We start from the raw sequence: 18993 nt of genomic DNA, 5'->3' as shown, positions 1-18993 counted from the left end.
AGGGTAGAGCGCGCAGCCGCCGTCACCCCGCGCGACCGCGGGCGTGTTCGCCGTCAGCGTGACGCGGAGAGGGACCCCGGGACTGTCGGCCTTGTACCGTTGAGTCATGAGCAATATGCCGTTCGGCTTCTCGAACTCCGACGACGATCCCGACCGTGACAAGGACAAGGGAGACCAGTCCGGGCCCGACAGCGCCAAGAATGCGGGCGGCCCCGGGGACTTCGGTTTCGGGGCGGGTGGTTTCCCCTCGGGTGATTTCGATCCGGCGGCCCTCGGCCAGATGCTCACTCAATTCGGTCAGATGCTGAGCGGCATGGGGTCGTCGATGGGTTCGGGCGAGCAGACCGGGCCGGTCAACTACGAGATCGCGAAGAAGCTCGCGCGCCAGCAGATGGGGTCGGTCACACCGATCACCAAGGGTAATTCGGAGGCGATCGCCGACGCGTCGCGCCTCGCGGAACTGTGGCTGGATGCGGCGACGACCCTGCCTGCCGGAGCGACGAGAACCGTCGCGTGGACGCCCAACGACTGGCTCGACAACACCCTCGACACGTGGAAGCGGCTGTGTGATCCCGTCGCCGAGAAGGTGTCGGGAATGTGGGTGCAAGGGTTACCCGAAGAGGCGAAGCAGATGGCCGGGCCCATGCTCGGCATGATGAGCCAGATGGGGGGTCTCGCGTTCGGGTCACAGTTGGGCCAGGCTCTCGGCCAGCTGTCGAAAGAGGTGCTGACCTCCACCGACATCGGGTTGCCCCTCGGCCCGGCCGGTACCGGAGCACTTCTTCCCGCCGCCGTGGAAAGGTTCAGCAAGGGCCTCGAACAGCCCGACCGCGAGATACTCGTCTTCCTCGCCGCCCGGGAGGCCGCCTACCAGCGCCTTTACAGCCATGTCCCGTGGCTGCGGCAACGACTCCTCGCCACCGTCGAGGAGTACGCGCGCGGAATCACCATGGACTTCTCCGCCATCGAAGACATGGCGAAGGGACTCGACCCGTCCGCACTGACCGACCCCTCGCAGCTCGAGAACATCCTCCAGCAAGGCGCATTCGAACCGCAGACCACGCCGGAGCAGAAGCAGGCCCTCGAGCGTCTCGAAACGCTCCTCGCCCTCATCGAGGGGTGGGTCGAGGTGGTCGTGTCCGCCGCACTGAACGACCGCCTGCCCGGAGTCGCGGCGTTGAGCGAGACACTCCGGCGCCGACGTGCCAGCGGTGGACCGGCAGAGCAGACATTCGCGACCCTCGTCGGTCTCGAACTACGCCCCCGCAAGGTGCGCGAGGCTGCCCAGCTCTGGAGCCGTCTCACCTCGGAGTCCACCATCGACGCCCGCGACGGTGTCTGGGCTCACCCCGACTTGCTGCCGGACTCGTCCGACCTCGACAATCCCGGCATGTTCGTCGATCGCGTCCTCGGCGGTGGGGAGAGCGGAAACTTCGACGATCCGATGGCGCAGCTCGAGGCGACTGAGGCGCGCGAGCGAGCCGAGGAAGCCGAGCGCGGCGATTCCGGCGCGGGCGACGAACCGATCTCCTGAAAGTCGCCGTGTCCGAAATTTCGGTGCGGCCGAGAGTTGGCAGGTCAGCCACCGTTTCGTCCTGTGGATAACCGTCGTCGGACCGGTAGGGGCGCGGATGCGTCGTGACACGCTCTGCGTGTGACCGTCCAGCATCCGCGTCCCATCGGCCCCACTCTCGACCCTCGCATCGCGGTACTGACCCGCCCCGACGGCCGCGTCCAGTTCGGCTGGGATCCCGAGCGTGCTCTGATCCTCGAGCCGCCGCCCGGAATCCTCACTGAGCAACTCCTGGCAATTCTCCGACTACTCGACGGCAAGACCTCACGACCGCACGCGCTCTGGACGGCGGTCGAAAGCGGTATGTCGCCCACCGACTTCTCGAAGCTTCTCGGGGACCTCGACAGGGCAGGACTGCTCGACGTCACGGACTCCCCCGACGCCGCCGAGACCCATACGGTTCGGGTGCACGGTCGCGGACCGCTCTCGGACGCAGTCTCGGCCGGACTGACCGATGCCGGCATCCGCGTCTCGCGGTCGTCCCGCTATTCCGCAGAAGGCGACGTGCGACGGTGGAACTCCACCTGCGCCGTGCTCGCCGACGATCTGGTTGCCGAGCCGCGACTGGTCGCCGATCTCGTCCGCAGCGGGATCCCCCACCTCCCCGTGCGGGTACGTGACGGGCGAGGAGTCGTAGGTCCCCTCGTTCTCCCCGGTCACACCAGCTGTCTCCGCTGCGCTGATCTGCTTCGCTCGGCCTACGACCAGGACTGGCCGCATCTGGCCGCACAACTCCTCGGCACGGTGGGGCATGCAAGCCCCGCGGTCATCATGGCGACCACTGCCGTGGCGCTGGGGCAACTCGAGGTCGTCCTGTCCTCTCCTCGCGGGCATGCACCTGCCAGCCTCGACGCGACCCTCGAGATCGACCTCGGCGCTCACCGACTGGTGACCCGAAGGTGGCCGAGGCAGGTGACCTGCAGCTGTGCGTACCTGGCACCCGCTGTGGGCGAATCGAGCCGTCTTCCGTCATGATGGTGGAGTGTCCGACATCCCCCGCAGGAGTTCTGCCCGCACCGCCAAACTCGCGAGCATTCCCTTGGGGATCGCCGGTCGTGCCGCCGTCGGGTTCGGCAGGAAGCTGACCGGCGGCGACCGGGTGGAGATCGACGCGCAGCTGAGCGCACGGGCAGCGGAGCAGTTGTTCGCCGTACTCGGTGAACTCAAGGGCGGGGCCATGAAGCTCGGTCAAGCCCTCAGTGTGATGGAGGCGGCGATCCCCGAGGAGTTCGCCGAACCCTACCGGGAGTCGCTCAACAAACTTCAGGCGCAGGCTCCTCCCCTTCCTGCACGCGCTGTGCACAGAATGCTGGACCAGCAGCTCGGTACCAAATGGCGTGAGCGGTTCATGTCCTTCGACGACACGCCGACCGCCTCGGCCAGCATCGGACAGGTACATCGCGCCGTGTGGGCCGACGGCCGGGACGTCGCCGTCAAGGTGCAGTATCCGGGGGCCGACGAGGCCCTGCGAGCAGACCTCAAGACCCTCGGACGTTTCGCGGGTCTCTTTGCGTCGGTGATGCCCGGCGTCGACGTGCGTCCCGTCATCGACGAGTTCACTGCCCGCACCGAAGAGGAACTCGACTACCGCATCGAGGCGAACAATCAGCGCCGGTTCGCCAAGGTCTACGACGGCGATCCGCAGTTCGCGGTCCCGCATGTCGTCGCCAGCTCCCCCAAGGTGGTAGTGAGCGAGTGGATGACCGCGAAGCCGCTCTCGGCCATCATCGCCGACGGAACACCCGAGGAACGCAACACTGCGGGTGCTCTGCTGGCCGAATTCCACTTCGCCTCCCCCGCGCGGGTCGGACTGCTGCACTGTGATCCCCATCCGGGAAACTTCATGTTGCACAGCGACGGTCGGCTCGGCGTCATCGACTTCGGCGCTGCCGCACCCTTTCCCGACGGCCTGCCTCCCGTCCTCGGCACGATGGTGCGTCTGGCACTGCACGAGCAGTTCGACGAGCTGACGGAGTTGCTGCACGCCAACGGATTCGTTCTTCCCGGTCGGACAGTAACCGACAAGGAGATCGCCGACTACCTGCGTCCGCTGACGGATCCGATTCGGACCGAATCCTTCCACTTCACCCGTGCCTGGCTACAGAAGGCTGCCGGCACCGCAACGGACTTCAACAGCGCACAGTTCCGGACGGCCCGAGCCCTGAGTCTGCCACCCGAGTACCTCATGATCTTCCGAGTCCTCGTCGGCTCGGTAGGTATCTGCGCTCAGCTCGATGCGTACGCACCCTATATGGCGATCCTCACGCGGTGGCTACCCGGATTCGACGATCCGACGCAGGAGGGCGACGGCACCACCGTCCGCTGAACGACGTCAGGCGTCCGCCCAGACAACTCGTGTGAGTTCCCGGGCGGACGCCGTTGTCATGCACTCGGTCGTCAGGCACACACCAGAGTCTGCGCCTTGCGCGGGCGGCCGCGAGGACGCTTACGGGCGACCACGACTCCCTGATCGAAGATTTCGCCGCCCCAGACGCCCCACGGCTCGCCCCGATCGAGCGCTGCATCGAGGCAGCGCAACCGGATCGGACACGACGCGCACAGCGCCTTGGCCTGCTCCAGTTGGGTGGGGGAATCCGCGAACCACAGGTCCGGATCGTCGGCCCGGCAGGGCAGATCCCGTCGGGTGGAAACAATGTCAACAAATCCGCTTGTGGCGGTTGAGGTTTCGGATACCCCTCGGCATGTCACGGTAGACACGTCGTTCTCCTCTGCTCTCAGTGCGTCGGTCGTTTGTCGGTTCGATGTACAAGGTGCGAACCAGAGCCGAGGCTGCGAGCGAGGAAAGTGCTCGAACTACGAAGGCCACGGTCCGCGATGCGGGTCCGTGGCCTTGGAAAGACGGGTGGGAGTGTTCTAGCGAGGAATTCCTCGACAACTCCGCGACACGGACTCGGCTGCTGCTGCGGGACGACGACGGGATGCCGACCAGGCAATTGCCGGTGCCGCCTCCGTCGCGCTCATGCCGAGCAACGCAGAGGTGGCAGCGACTGCCGTCTTGTGTACGGAGTAGAACTTCATGTCGGGGCCACCTCCATTTCTTGTCGAACCGATGTGAACTGCACGAGTCCCCCCGTGCGCTGAAACCACAGTAGGCAAAATTCCATATCCGCACAACCTATTTTTGACCTGCGGCGATGCGCCTATTGTTCGCCTGCGGACGGAGGGCCGTCATGGCGATCCGCTCGACCTGATCACACCGAGCACATCCTCACCGAACTGTTCGAGCTTCTTGGCGCCGATCCCGGGGATCGCAACAAGTCCCCGGTCGTCCTGCGGGCGCTGTTCGGCGAGCGCCGTCAGCGTGTTGTCGCTGAACACCACATACGCGGGCACCTTCAACTCCCTGGACTTCTCGAGCCGCCACGACCTCAGCGAATCGAGCAGTTCCACATCCACATTCGACGGGCAGCCTTCACACCGTCCGAGCATCGTGGCCGTGGTACCGATCAGTGGCTTCCCGCACAGTCGGCACCGCGGACGCTTCTTCGCGTTCTGGGGCGGAGCGGCGATGCGCGACGCCGGCGAGTCTTCCGGAATCAGCCCGTGCAGGAACCGGGAACGCCGACGGCTCTTGCGGCCGCCCTCGTTGCGGGAGAGCGCCCAGGACATCTGCAGGTGTTCGCGCGCGCGGGTGACCCCGACATAGAGAAGCCTGCGCTCCTCCTCGATCGCGGCCTCGTCGGGGGCCGAGTTGGCATCGCCCAGCACGTGCTGAATCGGCAAGGTGCCGTCCGTCAGACCTACCAGAAACACCGCGTCCCACTCGAGTCCCTTCGCGGCATGCAACGAGGCCAGCGTGACGCCCTGTACCACTGGTGGGTGCCGCGCCTCCGCGCGAAGGCCGAGTTCGCGGAGCAGTCCGTCGAGCGTCAGATCGGGATCCTGCGCCAGCTGTTCCTCCGTGAGAGCGACGAGCGCGGACAGCGAGGACCATCGCTCGCGGGCCTGCGCACCGGAAGGTTCCGTGTCGGTCAAACCCAGCGGCACCAGCACGGCACGCACCAGGGTGACGAGGTCGGCACCGACCGCATCGGGCAGGTCGTCGCGACCGGCCGCCTGACGCAGTGCTGATACGGCCTGACGAACTTCGGTCCGCGTGAAGAAGCCCTCGCCGCCGCGGACCTGATACGGGATGTCGAGCTTGGTCAGGGCCTGCTCGTGCACCTCGGACTGGGCGTTGATCCGGTACAGCACCGCGATCTCCGCGGCAGGCGTTCCGCGGGCGATGAGCCGCTTGATCGCACGGGCCACTCCGGCGGCCTCGGCAGGCTCGTCGTCGAACTCCGCGAAAGTCGGTTCGGGCCCCGACTTCCGCTGGCCGATCAACTGCAACCGCGTACCAGCGATCCTGCCCCGCGCCGCGCCGATCACCCGGTTGGCCATCGAGACCACCTCGGGGGTCGACCGGTAGTCGCGCTCGAGGCGGACAACGGTGGCTTCGGGGAACCGTCGCGAGAAGTCGAGCAGATAGTTGGGCGTGGCGCCCGTGAACGAGTAGATGGTCTGGTTGGCATCGCCGACGACCGTGAGATCGTCCCGTTCGCCGAGCCAGGCATCGAGCACCCGCTGCTGCAGTGGCGTCACGTCCTGGTATTCGTCGACCACGAAGCACCGGTACCGGTCCCGGAACTCTTCGGCAACCGCCGAATGCTCCTCCAGGGCGGCCGCGGTGTGCAGCAGGAGGTCGTCGAAGTCGAGCAGCATCGCATCCTGGCCTCGAGCCTTGAGTTGCTCGTAACCGTGATAAACCTCGGCCACTTTGGCGGCGTCGGCAGGCGCCTCGCGGTGCACCTTCGCCACCGCGCGCGGATAGTCCTCCGGCGCGATCAGTGACGCCTTGGCCCATTCGATCTCACTTGCCAGGTCCCGAACACTCTCGGTACTGGTGGACAACCCGACACGGCCGGCCGCAGCGGAGACCACCGCGAACTTTCGGTCCAGCAGCCGCCATTCGGTGTCCCCGACCACCTGCGGCCAGAAGTACCTCAGCTGGCGCAGCGCGGCCGCGTGGAAGGTGCGCGCCTGTACCTGGGTGCCACCGTCACCGATTCCGAGGCTCCTCAGCCTGCCTCGCATCTCCCCCGCAGCCCGGGCCGTGAACGTGACCGCCAGTACCTGTCCCGCCGCGACGTGTCCGCTGGCGACGAGGTGGGCGATCCTTCGGGTGATGGTCCGCGTCTTTCCCGTGCCCGCGCCCGCCAGCACGCACACCGGACCACGAGGCGCGAGGACGGCCGCGGACTGTTCGGGATCGAGGCCGGTACTCGTCACCTCGGGGGCACCTGCTGACATGGCGTCCATCATGGCAGGGACAACCGACACCCCGCGCAGCGGTGGAAGAGCCGCATGGGAACACTTCACTCGGCCGTGGTGTTATATGCGCCGTGACTGCTACAGACAACAAGGCCCTGACCATCTACTCCACCACCTGGTGTGGCTACTGCCGCCGCTTGAAGAAGCAGCTGGACGAGTCCGGCATCGGCTACGTGGAGATCGACATCGAGGAGGATCCGGCTTCGGCCGAGTTCGTCGGTAGCGTGAACGGTGGCAACCACGTCGTCCCCACGGTCAAGTTCGCCGACGGCAGCACCGCGACCAACCCGTCCCTGTCCCAGGTCAAGAAGGCACTCGGGGTCTAGGCCTTCGCCCCGTCTGCTCCCACCCAGGATTCGATCATTCCGCGGGCAATGGAAATCGAGCCGGGGAGCAGCAGGGGTGCGTCGCCGTCGGATGCCCAGTCACCGAACTCGAGTGCACTGCGCACCTCGTCGCGGGTGAACCAGCGAGCCTCGGCGATCTCGCCGTCCGCGAAGATCAACGCGGCGTCGGGATCGCCGACGGCAGAGAAGCCGATCATCACGGACCGCGGAAACGGCCACGGCTGACTACCGAGATACTGCACGTCGCGGACCTCGAGACCCACTTCTTCCTTGATCTCGCGCATCACACACGTCTCGAGCGACTCCCCCGCCTCGACGAAGCCGGCCAGAATCGAGAACCGGCGCGGCGGCCATGTGGGTTGCCGTGCCAGAAGCACCCGGTCTCCATCGTCGTGGACGAGGCAGATGACGGCGGGATCGGTGCGCGGAAACTCCTCATGCCCGGTGCTGGTCGAAATTCGTGACCAACCCGACATCGTCGGTTCCGACGCAGCGCCGTCGAGGGCGCTGAAACCGGCACTGTCGTGCCAGTTCAACATCGCGATCGCGCCGGTCAGCACGCCGGCATCCGCATCGTCGAGCGTTCCGCCAACCACGCGTAGGTCGGCCAGCTCGCCGGTCATGGCCTGCACGCGCACCGCCCAGACGTGCCGGTCCTTGCGGATGCCCAGAAACACCGCACCGCGGACGGGCTCCGGACCGAGCTCGGTTGCCGCTCCGAACACGAGGCCGTCGTCGTCGACACGGACCTGACCGCGATGGTTGACCCGCAGAAGTACCGCATCCTGCCATCCCGTTCGCAGGGCGTCGGTGTCCGAACGCAATTCTTCGGCGCGGCCGACCGCGGAGCGCGACAGGAGCGGGGTTTCGTTCAACCGGAATGCAGTCACACGTCGACAGTACTGCCGGTCAATTAGCGACCCTACGGATGTACAGCAACCGGTCGTTCTCCTCCACCGAATCGACCTCCGGGGAGCCGACCCGCACCAGTCGCCCGTCCCGGACGACACCCAGGACGATGTCGGCGAGATGCCGCGGTGAACCGCCGATCTCGTCGCGTTCCACTGCCCGTTCGGCGATCGCGAAGCCGGCCTCCGGAGTCAGCAGATCCTCCATCATCTCGACGACACTGGGAGTGGTCGTCGCGATACCGAGCAGCCGGCCCGCGGTCTCGGAGGACACCACCACCGAGTCGGCGCCCGACTGCCGCAGCAGGTGGGTGTTCTCCGACTCTCGAATGGCCGCGACGATCTTCGCTTGCGGCGCGATCTCGCGTGCCGTCAAGGTGACGAGAACGGCGGTGTCGTCGCGGTTGGCCGCCACGATGATGGCCGCCGCATTCTGGGCCCCCGCCAACCTCAGGACATCCGACTTGGTGGCGGAACCGTGGACGGTGACCAGCCCTTTGCTTGCCGCCGATTCGAGGACCGCCTGATCGGTGTCGACGACGACGATGTCCGACGGGGTGACCCCGTCGCCGAGCATCGCGTCGATCGCGGTGCGCCCCTTGGTTCCGTAACCGATCACGACCGTGTGGTTGCGCACGTGCTGCCTCCAGCGCTGGATTTTGAACGCCTGGCGGGAACTCTCCGTGAGTGCGGAGAGAGTCGTACCGACCAGGACGATGAGGAAGAAGATTCGAAGGGGTGTGATGAGCAGAACGTTGATCAGTCGCGCCGACGGCGTGAACGGGGTGATGTCGCCGTACCCCGTCGTCGACAGCGACACCGTGGCGTAGTAAACGCAGTCGAGCAGTGACAACTCGTTGTCCTGGGCGTCGCGATACCCGGCGCGATCGATGTAGACGATCAGGACGGCCAGGGCCAGAGCGGCGAGAGCGATCGCCACTCGGCGGTAGATCGCCCGCGCAGGACTGGTCTGCAACTGGGGAATCCTGAGGACACCCACCAGTGCGAAGTCCGGCCGGTCCGTCAAGGTGTCCGACCTGTTCAATCTCGCACGTAGCCTACCGGCCATATATTCGTCTCCACTGGGCACAGAACTCCGACATCGGCTGGCAGCCTAACCCCGATTCTCCATGAATCGACACAGCGGCGTCTCGCTCAATCGACACAGCGGCGTCTCGCTCAATCGACACAGCGGCGTCTCGCTCAATCGACACAGCGGCGTCTCGCTCAATCGACACAGCGGCGTCTCGCTCAATCGACACAGCGGCGTCTCGCTGTCGTGCCGGGAGTGATTCGGGCAAGCTGTCGTCATGCAACGTGACAGCACCCTTTCCCGGACCGGCCGCACGCCCGCGCTCCGACTCGCCGCCCTGCTTCTCGGCATGGGCGTGCTTCACTTCGTCACCCCCAAGTTCTTCGACGCGATCGTTCCCGAGCGACTCCCAGGCGACCCGCGGACGTACACCTACGCGTCCGGTGTGGCCGAACTGGCGGTGGGTGCGGCGCTCGTGGTACCGAGAACCCGCCGGCTCGGCGGCGGACTGGCCGCGCTTCTCTTCCTTGCGGTTTATCCGGCCAACATCTCGATGGCCGTCGACTGGCTGAAGAGCACCGAGACGTCGCGCCTGCAGAAAACTGGTGTGCTGCTGCGCCTTCCGTTGCAGATCCCGTTGGTCACCGAGGCCCTGAAAGTGCGCCGTCAGGCCTGACGCGCTTCCTCGTCCGCGCCGGCGGTGCGGATGAGGCCGGCGAGAGCGTCGGCGTCCGGCAGGGTGTCCGGCGCGATCGTGCGGCCTGTGCGGACGTAGTGGAACGCGGCCCGCACACGCTCCAGGGGTACGTCCATCAGCTCGGCCCAGGCAAGCCGATACGCGGCGAGCTGCATCACCACTGCCTTCTCCTTGTCGGCACTCGGCTCCGCTCCGGTCTTCCAGTCGATCACCGTCCACCCGCCGTCCGGGTCCGCGAACACCGCATCGATCCGCCCCCGCAGAACCGTCCCTGCCACCGCCGTCTCGAACGGAACCTCCACCTCGATGGGACTGCGATGAGCCCACGACGAACGCAGGAATGCGTCCTGCAAAGTCACCAGGTCCGTGTCCGGTCCTGCATCGGTGTCGGCCGCCCCCGGGAGTTCGTCGAGGTCGAGCAGCCGGGTCGCCCCGAACCGGCGCTCCACCCAGGCGTGGAACGCGGTCCCTCGCCGTGCCAGCGGGTTCGGCGGATACGGAAGTGGCCTGCGTAACCGCGCAGCCAGCGCATCCGGGTCCGCTTCGAGTTCGACCAGCTGACTCACCGACAGCTGCGCAGGCAGAACCACTTCGAGGCGAGCCTGCGCGCGGGCTTCGCGTTCAGCGAGGAGCGCGTCGACGTCGGCCGCCCAGTTCTCGGGGTCTTCTTCGCCTTCCAGGGACGCATCGCCGATTTCGGTCAGCGCCGCGAGCACCAGGGAAGCACCGTGTTCGACCGACTCACGTCGCAGACCTAGCGGGTCCGGCGGCCACGCTGCCGCTTTGGGGGTTCGGGTGAGCGGATTCTGCGCCTCGGGGTCGGGTGCGGGCGCCCATACGTCCACGACGCCGAGACCCTCGTGTGTCTCGTCTGCGATCGAGTCGCGGAGTTCGGTGAGGAACTCGGACGGGCCCTTCGGTTCGCTGCCCGACTCCGCCCAGTGATGACCGGAAGCGAACAGCACCCGCTCCGTCCGCGTGAGCGCAACGTAGAAGAGCCGGCGATCCTCGTCGAGTTTGCGTGCCGCGAGGGCCGCCTTGTGCGACTTCACCGCATCCTCGAGATCCTTGCGGCTGTACAGGTTTTCGAGATCGAGAACCGGTACGCCGTCTGCGGCTTCTCCCATCCGCGCGCGGTCGCCGCGCAACGACGGCGGCAATTCACCGAGCGCGCCGAGCCAGGTTCCGGTCGCGGTCCGTGACGGGAACACGCCTGCGGTGAGATGGGGCACCGCCACCACTTCCCATTCGAGCCCCTTCGCCGAGTGCACCGTGAGCACCTGGACGCGGTGCGGATCGACCTCCACTTCGCCGGGCGCCAATCCCTTTTCGACGGATTCGGCCGCGGAAAGGAACGCGAGCAATCCGGTGATGGTGGCCGAGGACCGGCTGGCGTATCCGGCAACGACATCCGCGAAGGCGTCCAGGTGTTCGCGCCCTGCGCCTGTTCCCGCGCCAGTGCGGGTCCGGGCCTGCGCCTCGATGCCGATGCCGAGTACCCGTTCCACCTCGGCCACGAGTTCGGTGAGGGGCTGCCCGATCCGCTCACGCAGGGATGCCAGCTCGGCTGCGACTGCGGTGATGCGCGCGTACCCCACCGGTGAATATCGTTCGGCTGGTCCGGGATCCGCCAACGCGTCGGCGATCCCGGCCTGCTCGGCCTGTTCGCCGGGCAATGCGCCCTCGACCGCCTCCGCCAGTGCCGAGGAGTCGGTGACGGCGCCGGCGGTGCCGTATCCGGTTCCGATGGCCAGCTCCCTCGCTCGCCGGGACAACGCCGTCAGGTCTGCAGCCCCGATCTGCCACCGCGCACCCGTCAGCAACCGGACCGCAGCGCTGCCTGCCATGGGGTCGGCGACCACGCGCAGCATCGCGATCACGTCGGCCACCTCGGGAGTGTGCAGCAGGCCACCGAGGCCCACCACCTCGACGGGAAGCCCGCGCGAGCGCAGCACCTCCGCGATCGGGGCGGCGTCGGCGTTGCGCCGGATCAGTACCGCCGCAGTCGGTGGATCCTCTCCCCTGCTCGAGGCCTGCGCGTACTGCTCGGCGATACGGTCGGCAACCCACGCACGTTCCTCGGCCACGTCGCCGGTCAACGCGAGCCGCACATCGCCCGGAACAGCCTGAGGCCGCGCCCGCAGCGTACTGACCTGCACTCCCCGCTCCCGTAGCGGCGCCGAGACCAGGTTGGCGAGCGCCAGCGCCTCGGGCGGGTTCCGCCAACTGGTCAGCAAGTCCAGTGTCGGCGCCGGTGTGCCGTCGGGCAGCGGAAAATCGGTGGCGAACCTCGGAAGGTTGGCCGCCGACGCGCCACGCCAACCGTAGATCGACTGCATCGGGTCACCGACCGCGGTGAGGGCGAGCCGCCCGTCGAGGCCGCCGCCGAACAATGACGACAGCAACACACGCTGGGAGTGCCCGGTGTCCTGGTACTCGTCGAGCAGCACCACCCGAAAGCGCGCACGCTCGGCGTGCCCCACCTCGGGGTGGTCCGACGCCACACGTGCCGCGAGCGACATCTGACTGCCGAAGTCGAGAGCGCCCTCCCGCCGGAGCGTCTCCGCCAGGCGGTGCACCAGCGGAAGAAGTTCCACCCGCCGATGCTGTGTGTCGAGAATGTCGAGCAATTCCTTACCCGGCCCGCCTCGCTGGCGCGGTCCCGCCGGCAGTGTGTGCACAAGCTTGTCGAGTTCGGTGTGCGCCTCCCGAAGATCCTCGGGTTCGACGAGGTGCTCTGCCAATTGTCCGGAAAGCGCCAGCACGGCCTCGGTGACCGACGCCGGATTCCGGTCGGTGTCGAGGTCGCCGTCCCACGAACTGACCACGCGATGAGCGAGCTGCCACAGTTCCGTTTCCGACAACAAGGTGGCCGACGGTTCGATGGGCAGTAACAGCCCGTGCTCGGACAGCAGCCGCCCGGCGTACGCGTGATAGGTGCTCACCTCCGGCTCACCAGCGAGGAGCTTCGACCTCAGCTCGCCGCTGGGATCGACTCGCCGAAGAAGATCCGAACCCGCCAGCCGGGCAAGCCTTTTCCGGATTCGACTGGTGAGCTGCTGAGCAGCCTTGCGGGTGAAGGTGAGGCCCAGCACCGCTTCCGGGTCGACGAATCCGTTGGCGACGAGCCACACCACCCGCGCCGCCATCGTCTCGGTCTTTCCCGCTCCGGCGCCGGCGACGACCAGCGTCGGCCCCAGCGGGGCGGCGATGACCGCCGCCTGTTCCGGTGTGGGTGGGTGCTGACCGAGTCCGATGGCGAGTTCCACCGGGTCGATGTGCGCTGTCATTCGGACGTCACCTGCCTGCCCTCGTCGTGCGCTGGGCAACTCGTCCGCACCGGGCAGTGCCGGCAACCGTCATTGACGCGGGCAAGGAACTGTGGCCCCCTGGTGGCGGCGGCCGCGGCGGAAATGACGGCCAGCCAGGTGTCGACGTCCTCGTCCGACAACGGCGCCTGCACACGTTGCGTAGCGCCCTCCTTCTTGTGCGGCTTGGCCACGAACACGAGTCGGGCCCCGCCGGGTTTCGACGCCGGTTCGCCCTCGATCGCACCGACGGCGGCCGCCACCTGGTACGCCGCGAGCTGCGCGTGTTGCTGCGCGTCCTCCTTGCTCACGGGCGCACGAGCGGTCTTGACGTCGACGATCACGGGCCTGCCCTCGGCGTCACGTTCGAGCCGGTCGATGCGTCCACGCAGTCGAATCGCCGGCGCACCCTCCTCCCTCGGCTCCAGCACACCGTCGACGGCGACCTCGACACCGACCTCGGTGAGCTCGGACCGTGTAGTGCCGAGCCATGCGGTGAACGTGGCCAGCATGTCCCGGGTGCGTGCGAGTTCCCGTCGCGAATACCACTGTGAACCCAGATCGATGGAGTCCCAGGCGTCTTCGAGGGCCCGTTCCACCTGATCCGCCGGTATTCGCCCGGCGAGCGCCTGCACCAGCGTGTGCACGAGCGTTCCCGCGATGGCGTGCGTGTTGTCGCCGTCGGATCCGCCGTGGCGTTCGAGTAGCCAGCGCAGCGGGCAGGTATTGAGGAGGTCCACGGTGGACGGTGACAGCGACACCGGCCCGTCCTCCTCCGTCCACAACGCCACTGCGGTACTGGGCTCGGCCGTGCCGTACCACTGGTCCGGATGCGCGCCACGGACACCGGCCCGGGCGAGTCGGGCCAGTTGACGAGCAGCCCGGCGCTGCCGATCCGGGTCGTCTCGGGACACTCGAGGATCACACACCACTCCGCGCAACTCGGCGACGAGTGCGGGCAGGGCAAGGACCCGGGTGGACGGATCCGTCACCGGTACCACCGCGTCCGCGACGTCCGCGCCGTCCGCGCCGACGAGTAGTTCGTCGACGAACCGGGAGTGAACGAGATCGGTGTCGCTCCCGGCAGAGTCGACGGCGGTCACCAGCAGACTCCGCCGTGCCCGGCTGCATGCGACCAGGAAGAGACGGCGTTCTTCCGCGAGAAGCGGTGCGGTGCGCGACAGCCGATCGGCCGCCTCCGCAGTGCCGTCGGACACTCCACTGACGAGGTCGATCAGCGCCTCGGTTCCGAGCAGGCTTCCGCGCGTCCGCAGACTCGGCCACAACCCCTCCTGCACGCCTGCGACCGCCACCACGTCCCACTCACGACCCGCCGCGGAATGCGCGCTCAGCACCGTCACCGCGTCACTCGGCACTACCGAAGCGGTTCGCGACGAACTCGGGATGGCCTGGCCGGTGAGATAGTCGACGAATCCGGCGAGCTGAGCGCGCGGCAACCGGTCGACATACCCCGCGGCGGCGTCGAACAGGGCGACCACGGCGTCGAGGTCGCGGTCTGCCTGCGCACCGATGGGGCCGCCCCGCGCCGACGCCGACGCCCAGCGTCGTTCCAGTCCCGTCGCCTGCCAGGCAGCCCACAGGACCTCCTCGACACCGCGTCCGCGGTCGAGCTGCGCACGCGCTTTGCGGAGTACGGACAACACTCTGTTGAGGGAGGCCGCCTCCACATCGGTGAGTTTGGCGACGACCTTGCGGGTACTGCCGGTCTCCCCGGTCAGGATGAGGCGCAGCAACTCTGCCGAGTCGCGGTCACCGCCGGAGGCGAGTTCTGCGCGACGCAGACCGCGCCGGAGCCGTCGGAGAGCCACTGGTTCGGCCCCACCGATCGGTCCGGCGAGCAGAGCGAGCGCGTCCTCACCGGTGAATTCCTCACCCGACAACGCGCGGAGCACCAGCATCAGACCGGACACGCCGTGCCTGCGGGCCAGCGGCAACTCGGACGCGGGTGTGGTGACGGGCACTCCCGCACCGAGAAGTGCCCGCCGGAGCGGCGCCAGGGCACGGGGCACCGAGCGCACGATGACGGCCATGTCGGACCACGGGATCCCGTCCAGGAGATGCGCGCGGCGCAAGGTGTCGGCGATGACCGCGGCTTCCTTGGCGGGTGTGCTCAGTACATGCACGGACGTTCGGCCGCCGTCGTTCGACGGTACCCACGTCCGGTGGGGCAGCCGGCCGGGCAGCCGGGAAGTGATGCGTGCCGACGTCGCCGCCACCTCGGAGGCGCTGCGGAAATTGAGTGGAAGAACGATCTGACGCTCGTCACCCTTGTCCGCGAGCCCGATCAGGAATGCGGGATCCGCTCCACGGAAGCCGTAGATCGACTGGTCCGGATCGCCTGCGACGACGGTGGTCCGGGTACCGGTGCCCACGAGGCGGACCAGCTCCGCCGCCTGGGGATCGAGGTGCTGAGCATCGTCGACCAGGAGGTGGCGCACGCGTGCCCGTTCCGTCCGCAGGAGGTCGGGGTCGGTGGCGAAGGCCGTGAGTGCGGCACCGATGAGCTCGGCGGCGTCGAGAGCGGGGGCCGTGGCCTCGGGAGCCTCCACACCGACCGCCCCTCGCAGCAGCATGCCGTGTTCGTATCGCGCGGCAAACTTTCCGGCAGCCACCCACTCGGGTCGCGAGTGCCGACGCCCCAGCGCGACGAGATCCTCCGGGCCGAGCCCACGTTCGCTCGCACGCAGCATGAGATCCCGCACCTCGACCGCGAATCCCCCCAGCCCCAGGGCGGGACGCAGCCGCTCCGGCCAGAGGTGGGCGCCGTCGGCGATGTCGCCGTGCAGCATCTCGCGCAGCACCGCGTCGTGTTCGGCGCCCGTGATGAGGCGCGGCGGCGGGTTTCCGTGTGCTGCCGCCTGGAGTCGCAGGACTGCGAAGGCATAGGAGTGCACGGTCCGCACGAGTGGTTCGCGCGTGGCACGGGCACCGTGCTGTTCGCCCTGTCCGAGCAGCGCCGCGGTGATCTCCTCACGCAGACGGCCTGCCGCCCGCCGCGACTGGGTGAGGACCAGCACGTGCTCGGGATCTTCTCCACCGGTAATGCGGTCGACAGCCACGTCGACGAGCAGTGACGTCTTGCCCGTTCCCGGACCGCCGAGTACCTGCCAGGGATTCCAGCCCACACCCGGTGCAGTGGTGGCGAAGACGCGCTTCGTCGATTCGTCCCAGACCCGGGGTGCTTGCTCGGGCCGACGACGGTGCACGAGCCGGGCACGAGGAGCAGCCGTCCTGGTGCGCACCGTCGAATCCGTCATGCGGGCATTCCATCAGAACGGTCCGACATCTCGCCCGTCGGCCCGATCCGGCATCATGGACCCGTGTCAGCACTGCATACCTATCTGTTCGGCGCCGAAGACGGTCCCGAGATCCTTGCTCTGCACGGAGTGACCGGTCACGGCAAGCGCTGGCAGGCCCTGGCCACCGACCACATCCCCGACGCGCGCTGGATCGCGCCCGACCTGCTCGGTCACGGCCGGTCCAGCTGGTCACCGCCATGGAATTTCGAATCGCACGTCTCGTGCGTGATCGACACCTTGCGTACTCACGCACGGGGTCCGGTTCTGGTCGTGGGCCACTCGTTCGGCGGCGCGCTGGCTCTCCACCTAGCCCGGGCACTCCCCGAACAGGTCCGGGGTCTTCTCCTGCTGGATCCGGCGATCGGGCTGGATCCCGAGAAGATGCGATCGGCGGCGGACGACACGATCTCGTCGCCCGACTACACCGATGTCGACGAGGCACGTGCCGAGAAGATGCACGGTTCCTGGGGTGAGGTGGACGCCGAGGTACTCGAAGCGGAGATCGCCGAGCACCTGATCACTCTCGCGAACGGCCGGGTCAACTGGCGAATGTCCGTACCGGCGCTCGTCGCGGCTTGGGGCGAACTAGCGCGTCCCGCCGTCCTTCCGCCGGCGAACCTGCCCACCGTTCTCGTTCAGGCGGCCAAGGTGCAGCCGCCGTATGTCACGCCCGAGTTCCGACGCGCCCTCACCGACCATCTGGGTGAACAGCTGACCGCCGTCGATCTCGACTGTGACCACATGCTCCCGCAGGCCCGGCCCGACGAGGTGGCTCAGCTCATCCGCACGCTCCTCTGATGCCCGCCACAACCGAGGAGCAGGTCGAACGCGTGCGCGAACTGGTCGCGTCGATTCCTCCCGGCCGCGTGGCGACCTACGGCGACATCGCCACAGCCGCCGGGTTGTCGAGCCCACGGACGGTCGGCTGGATCATGCGCATCGATTCCGCGGATCTGCCCTGGCACCGGGTGCTGGGGGCCGGCGGTCGTCCGGCTGCGCATCTCGCGGACCGCCAGATCGCGAAGCTGGAACTCGAAGGCGTGCCGGTGCGGGACGGCCGCGTAGATCTCGCGGCGGCACGCCACCGGTTCTGACGGACTGCTCAGCAGGTGCTGGGAGGGGGATCCCCGCGGAAGCGAGCGTCCATCCAGTCCAGCCCCTGGAATACCCCGAGAGCGGCCGCGGACAGATGGTCGGGTGTCGGAGTGAGCAGCGTCTGCACGGGTGTTCCGGCTTCGCAGTAGCGCCGGAGCGTGTTGTCGATGGAGTCCACCGGTATCAGGGCGTCGGTGGGGCTGTGCCATTCGAAGATCGGCGCCTTCGGCACGCCGGGATACAGCTCGACGCTGTTCTCGTCCATCACCTTCCAGGCTTCGGGGTTGTCCATGAAGTTCTTGTTGTCGGTCATTTCCGCCGCGCTTCGGCCAACGCCGAACAGCATGATTTCGTTGGTGCACCCGTTGCCGATCATCTGCTTGAGCCAGCGGCCCTGAGCGTTGAGTTGGCCGCTGACGTCGATGCGGTCGGGATACTCACGTTCCAGCCCGAGCGCCGCGGCCATCGCAAGGCCGAAGGCAGGGTGGGGATTGGTACCCAGACCTTGGGCCATCTTCCCCAGATTCATCGGTGCACCACCGATGGCCGCACCGACGATGTCGAGTTCCGGCGCGTACGTGGGGGCCAGCGCAGCCGCCCAGGCGGTGGCCATTCCCCCACCGGAATATCCGCCCAACCCGACCGGGCTGTTCGTGACCTGGAGTTCCGGCACCCGCTTCACGGCCCGGATCCCGTCGAGGGTGATCTGGCCACCCAGCTTCGCCGCGCCGTAGGCCATCCGCGGTCCCAGGTGATCGGGCAGCGACACCGCCCACCCCCGTGCCAACGCGATGTTGAGGCCGGCAGCCTCACGAATCTGATGGAGCGGGTCGCTGGTGTACAGCTCGGTGACGATCTTGCACTTGTGCCCGAGCGAATTGATGATGTGCTGGTACGACACCAGGGGCCCGTCGGGGGCGTGATTCGCCGGGAGTACATAAGTGGTGTTGGCCGCGATGGGGTTCCCTTGCGAGTCGGTGGACCGGAAAAGCACCTCCCACATCGCGCTGCCGGGGAAGTAGTACGACGGCGGTAGCGGGCGCACCTTCAGGACGTCGCCTGGCGCTCGCGCCGCGATGTTCGGCGTCGGCTGGTAGAACGGATCCGGGTCCGGGATGGGAAACGCTACGTCCGCCGCCGGGGGCGGCGGCAACAGCGGCTGCGCTGCACCGGTGCCAGCACTTGCGAGGGTGACGGCCAGGCCGGCAACGAGGACCGCGGCGGCGGCGCCCAGAGATCGACGAATCAACGAGCACATGAGAAACCCCACAATCCGGCGAGCAGGTCGGCGGCCATCACTATGCCAGACAGTTGCGGAGGACCCGCCGGTTTTCCGGGTACCGAACAGGTCTCTGACCGATACTCCGGTTCACAGGTA

At 67.6% G+C, this 18993-nt stretch carries 14 protein-coding genes; 7 read left to right on the top strand and 7 right to left on the bottom strand.

Features of this window, described 5'->3' with window-relative positions; translation table 11 throughout:
* Nucleotides 1-106: 106 nt before the first annotated feature.
* The 3 genes from L1080_RS06705 to L1080_RS06695 all read left to right on the top strand — a co-directional run bounded on the left by L1080_RS06705 (nucleotide 107) and on the right by L1080_RS06695 (nucleotide 3899).
* Nucleotides 107-1534, top strand: a complete 1428-nt coding sequence (locus L1080_RS06705) for a zinc-dependent metalloprotease (RefSeq protein ID WP_250764747.1) — start codon at nucleotides 107-109, stop codon at nucleotides 1532-1534.
* 120 nt (nucleotides 1535-1654) lie between these two features.
* The gene (locus tag L1080_RS06700) at nucleotides 1655-2548 is read left to right on the top strand and encodes a hypothetical protein (protein ID WP_250764763.1); all 894 of its coding nucleotides are present in this window, start codon (nucleotides 1655-1657) and stop codon (nucleotides 2546-2548) included.
* A 7-nt stretch (nucleotides 2549-2555) separates the two neighbouring features.
* Nucleotides 2556-3899 (top strand): ABC1 kinase family protein, encoded by a 1344-nt coding sequence (locus tag L1080_RS06695; RefSeq protein WP_109331188.1) that lies wholly within the window; start codon nucleotides 2556-2558, stop codon nucleotides 3897-3899.
* Nucleotides 3900-3970: 71 nt separating this feature from the next.
* On the opposite strand, the gene L1080_RS06690 is transcribed toward L1080_RS06695, so the two are convergent.
* Nucleotides 3971-4312, bottom strand: coding sequence for a WhiB family transcriptional regulator (locus L1080_RS06690; protein WP_284707313.1), 342 nt, complete (start codon nucleotides 4310-4312; stop codon nucleotides 3971-3973).
* 450 nt (nucleotides 4313-4762) lie between these two features.
* Nucleotides 4763-6898, bottom strand: coding sequence for an ATP-dependent DNA helicase UvrD2 (locus L1080_RS06685; RefSeq protein ID WP_109331190.1), 2136 nt, complete (start codon nucleotides 6896-6898; stop codon nucleotides 4763-4765).
* Between the two features lie 80 nt (nucleotides 6899-6978).
* Here L1080_RS06685 and L1080_RS06680 point away from each other — a divergent pair, with 80 nt between their 5' ends.
* Nucleotides 6979-7233 (top strand): mycoredoxin, encoded by a 255-nt coding sequence (locus L1080_RS06680; protein WP_109331191.1) that lies wholly within the window; start codon nucleotides 6979-6981, stop codon nucleotides 7231-7233.
* Here L1080_RS06680 and nudC read toward each other — a convergent pair.
* Both nudC and L1080_RS06670 read right to left on the bottom strand, forming a co-directional pair.
* Nucleotides 7230-8144: an NAD(+) diphosphatase gene (nudC, locus tag L1080_RS06675; RefSeq protein ID WP_250764766.1), complete on the bottom strand. Its 915-nt coding sequence runs from the start codon at nucleotides 8142-8144 to the stop codon at nucleotides 7230-7232. The genes L1080_RS06680 and nudC overlap by 4 nt on opposite strands.
* A gap of 19 nt (nucleotides 8145-8163) precedes the next feature.
* Entirely contained in the window at nucleotides 8164-9231 is a 1068-nt protein-coding gene (locus L1080_RS06670; RefSeq protein WP_109331193.1) for a potassium channel family protein, read from the bottom strand.
* A gap of 241 nt (nucleotides 9232-9472) precedes the next feature.
* Here L1080_RS06670 and L1080_RS06665 point away from each other — a divergent pair, with 241 nt between their 5' ends.
* Entirely contained in the window at nucleotides 9473-9871 is a 399-nt protein-coding gene (locus L1080_RS06665) for a DoxX family protein (RefSeq protein WP_250764769.1), read from the top strand.
* On the opposite strand, the gene L1080_RS06660 is transcribed toward L1080_RS06665, so the two are convergent.
* Nucleotides 9862-13182 carry an ATP-dependent helicase gene (locus L1080_RS06660; RefSeq protein WP_250764773.1) on the bottom strand — a complete coding sequence of 1107 codons (3321 nt, stop codon included), beginning with the start codon at nucleotides 13180-13182 and terminating at the stop codon, nucleotides 9862-9864. The two genes, L1080_RS06665 and L1080_RS06660, sit on opposite strands and share 10 nt — an antisense overlap.
* Entirely contained in the window at nucleotides 13179-16478 is a 3300-nt protein-coding gene (locus L1080_RS06655) for an ATP-dependent helicase (protein ID WP_250764778.1), read from the bottom strand. The genes L1080_RS06660 and L1080_RS06655 overlap by 4 nt, the downstream gene beginning before the upstream one ends.
* 63 nt (nucleotides 16479-16541) lie before the next feature.
* Here L1080_RS06655 and L1080_RS06650 point away from each other — a divergent pair, with 63 nt between their 5' ends.
* Both L1080_RS06650 and L1080_RS06645 read left to right on the top strand, forming a co-directional pair.
* Nucleotides 16542-17318: an alpha/beta fold hydrolase gene (locus L1080_RS06650; protein ID WP_250764781.1), complete on the top strand. Its 777-nt coding sequence runs from the start codon at nucleotides 16542-16544 to the stop codon at nucleotides 17316-17318.
* Nucleotides 17318-17614 (top strand): MGMT family protein, encoded by a 297-nt coding sequence (locus tag L1080_RS06645; RefSeq protein WP_250764788.1) that lies wholly within the window; start codon nucleotides 17318-17320, stop codon nucleotides 17612-17614. The genes L1080_RS06650 and L1080_RS06645 overlap by 1 nt, the downstream gene beginning before the upstream one ends.
* A gap of 8 nt (nucleotides 17615-17622) precedes the next feature.
* On the opposite strand, the gene L1080_RS06640 is transcribed toward L1080_RS06645, so the two are convergent.
* Nucleotides 17623-18873: a lipase family protein gene (locus L1080_RS06640; protein WP_250764790.1), complete on the bottom strand. Its 1251-nt coding sequence runs from the start codon at nucleotides 18871-18873 to the stop codon at nucleotides 17623-17625.
* Nucleotides 18874-18993 lie beyond the last annotated feature (120 nt).

This window comes from Rhodococcus sp. MSC1_016, from assembly GCF_023667485.2.
Classification (GTDB): Bacteria; Actinomycetota; Actinomycetes; order Mycobacteriales; family Mycobacteriaceae; genus Rhodococcus_F; species Rhodococcus_F oxybenzonivorans.
The sequence above is the reverse complement of the archived record's forward strand: the minus strand, read 5'-3'. Positions and strand labels throughout refer to the sequence as shown.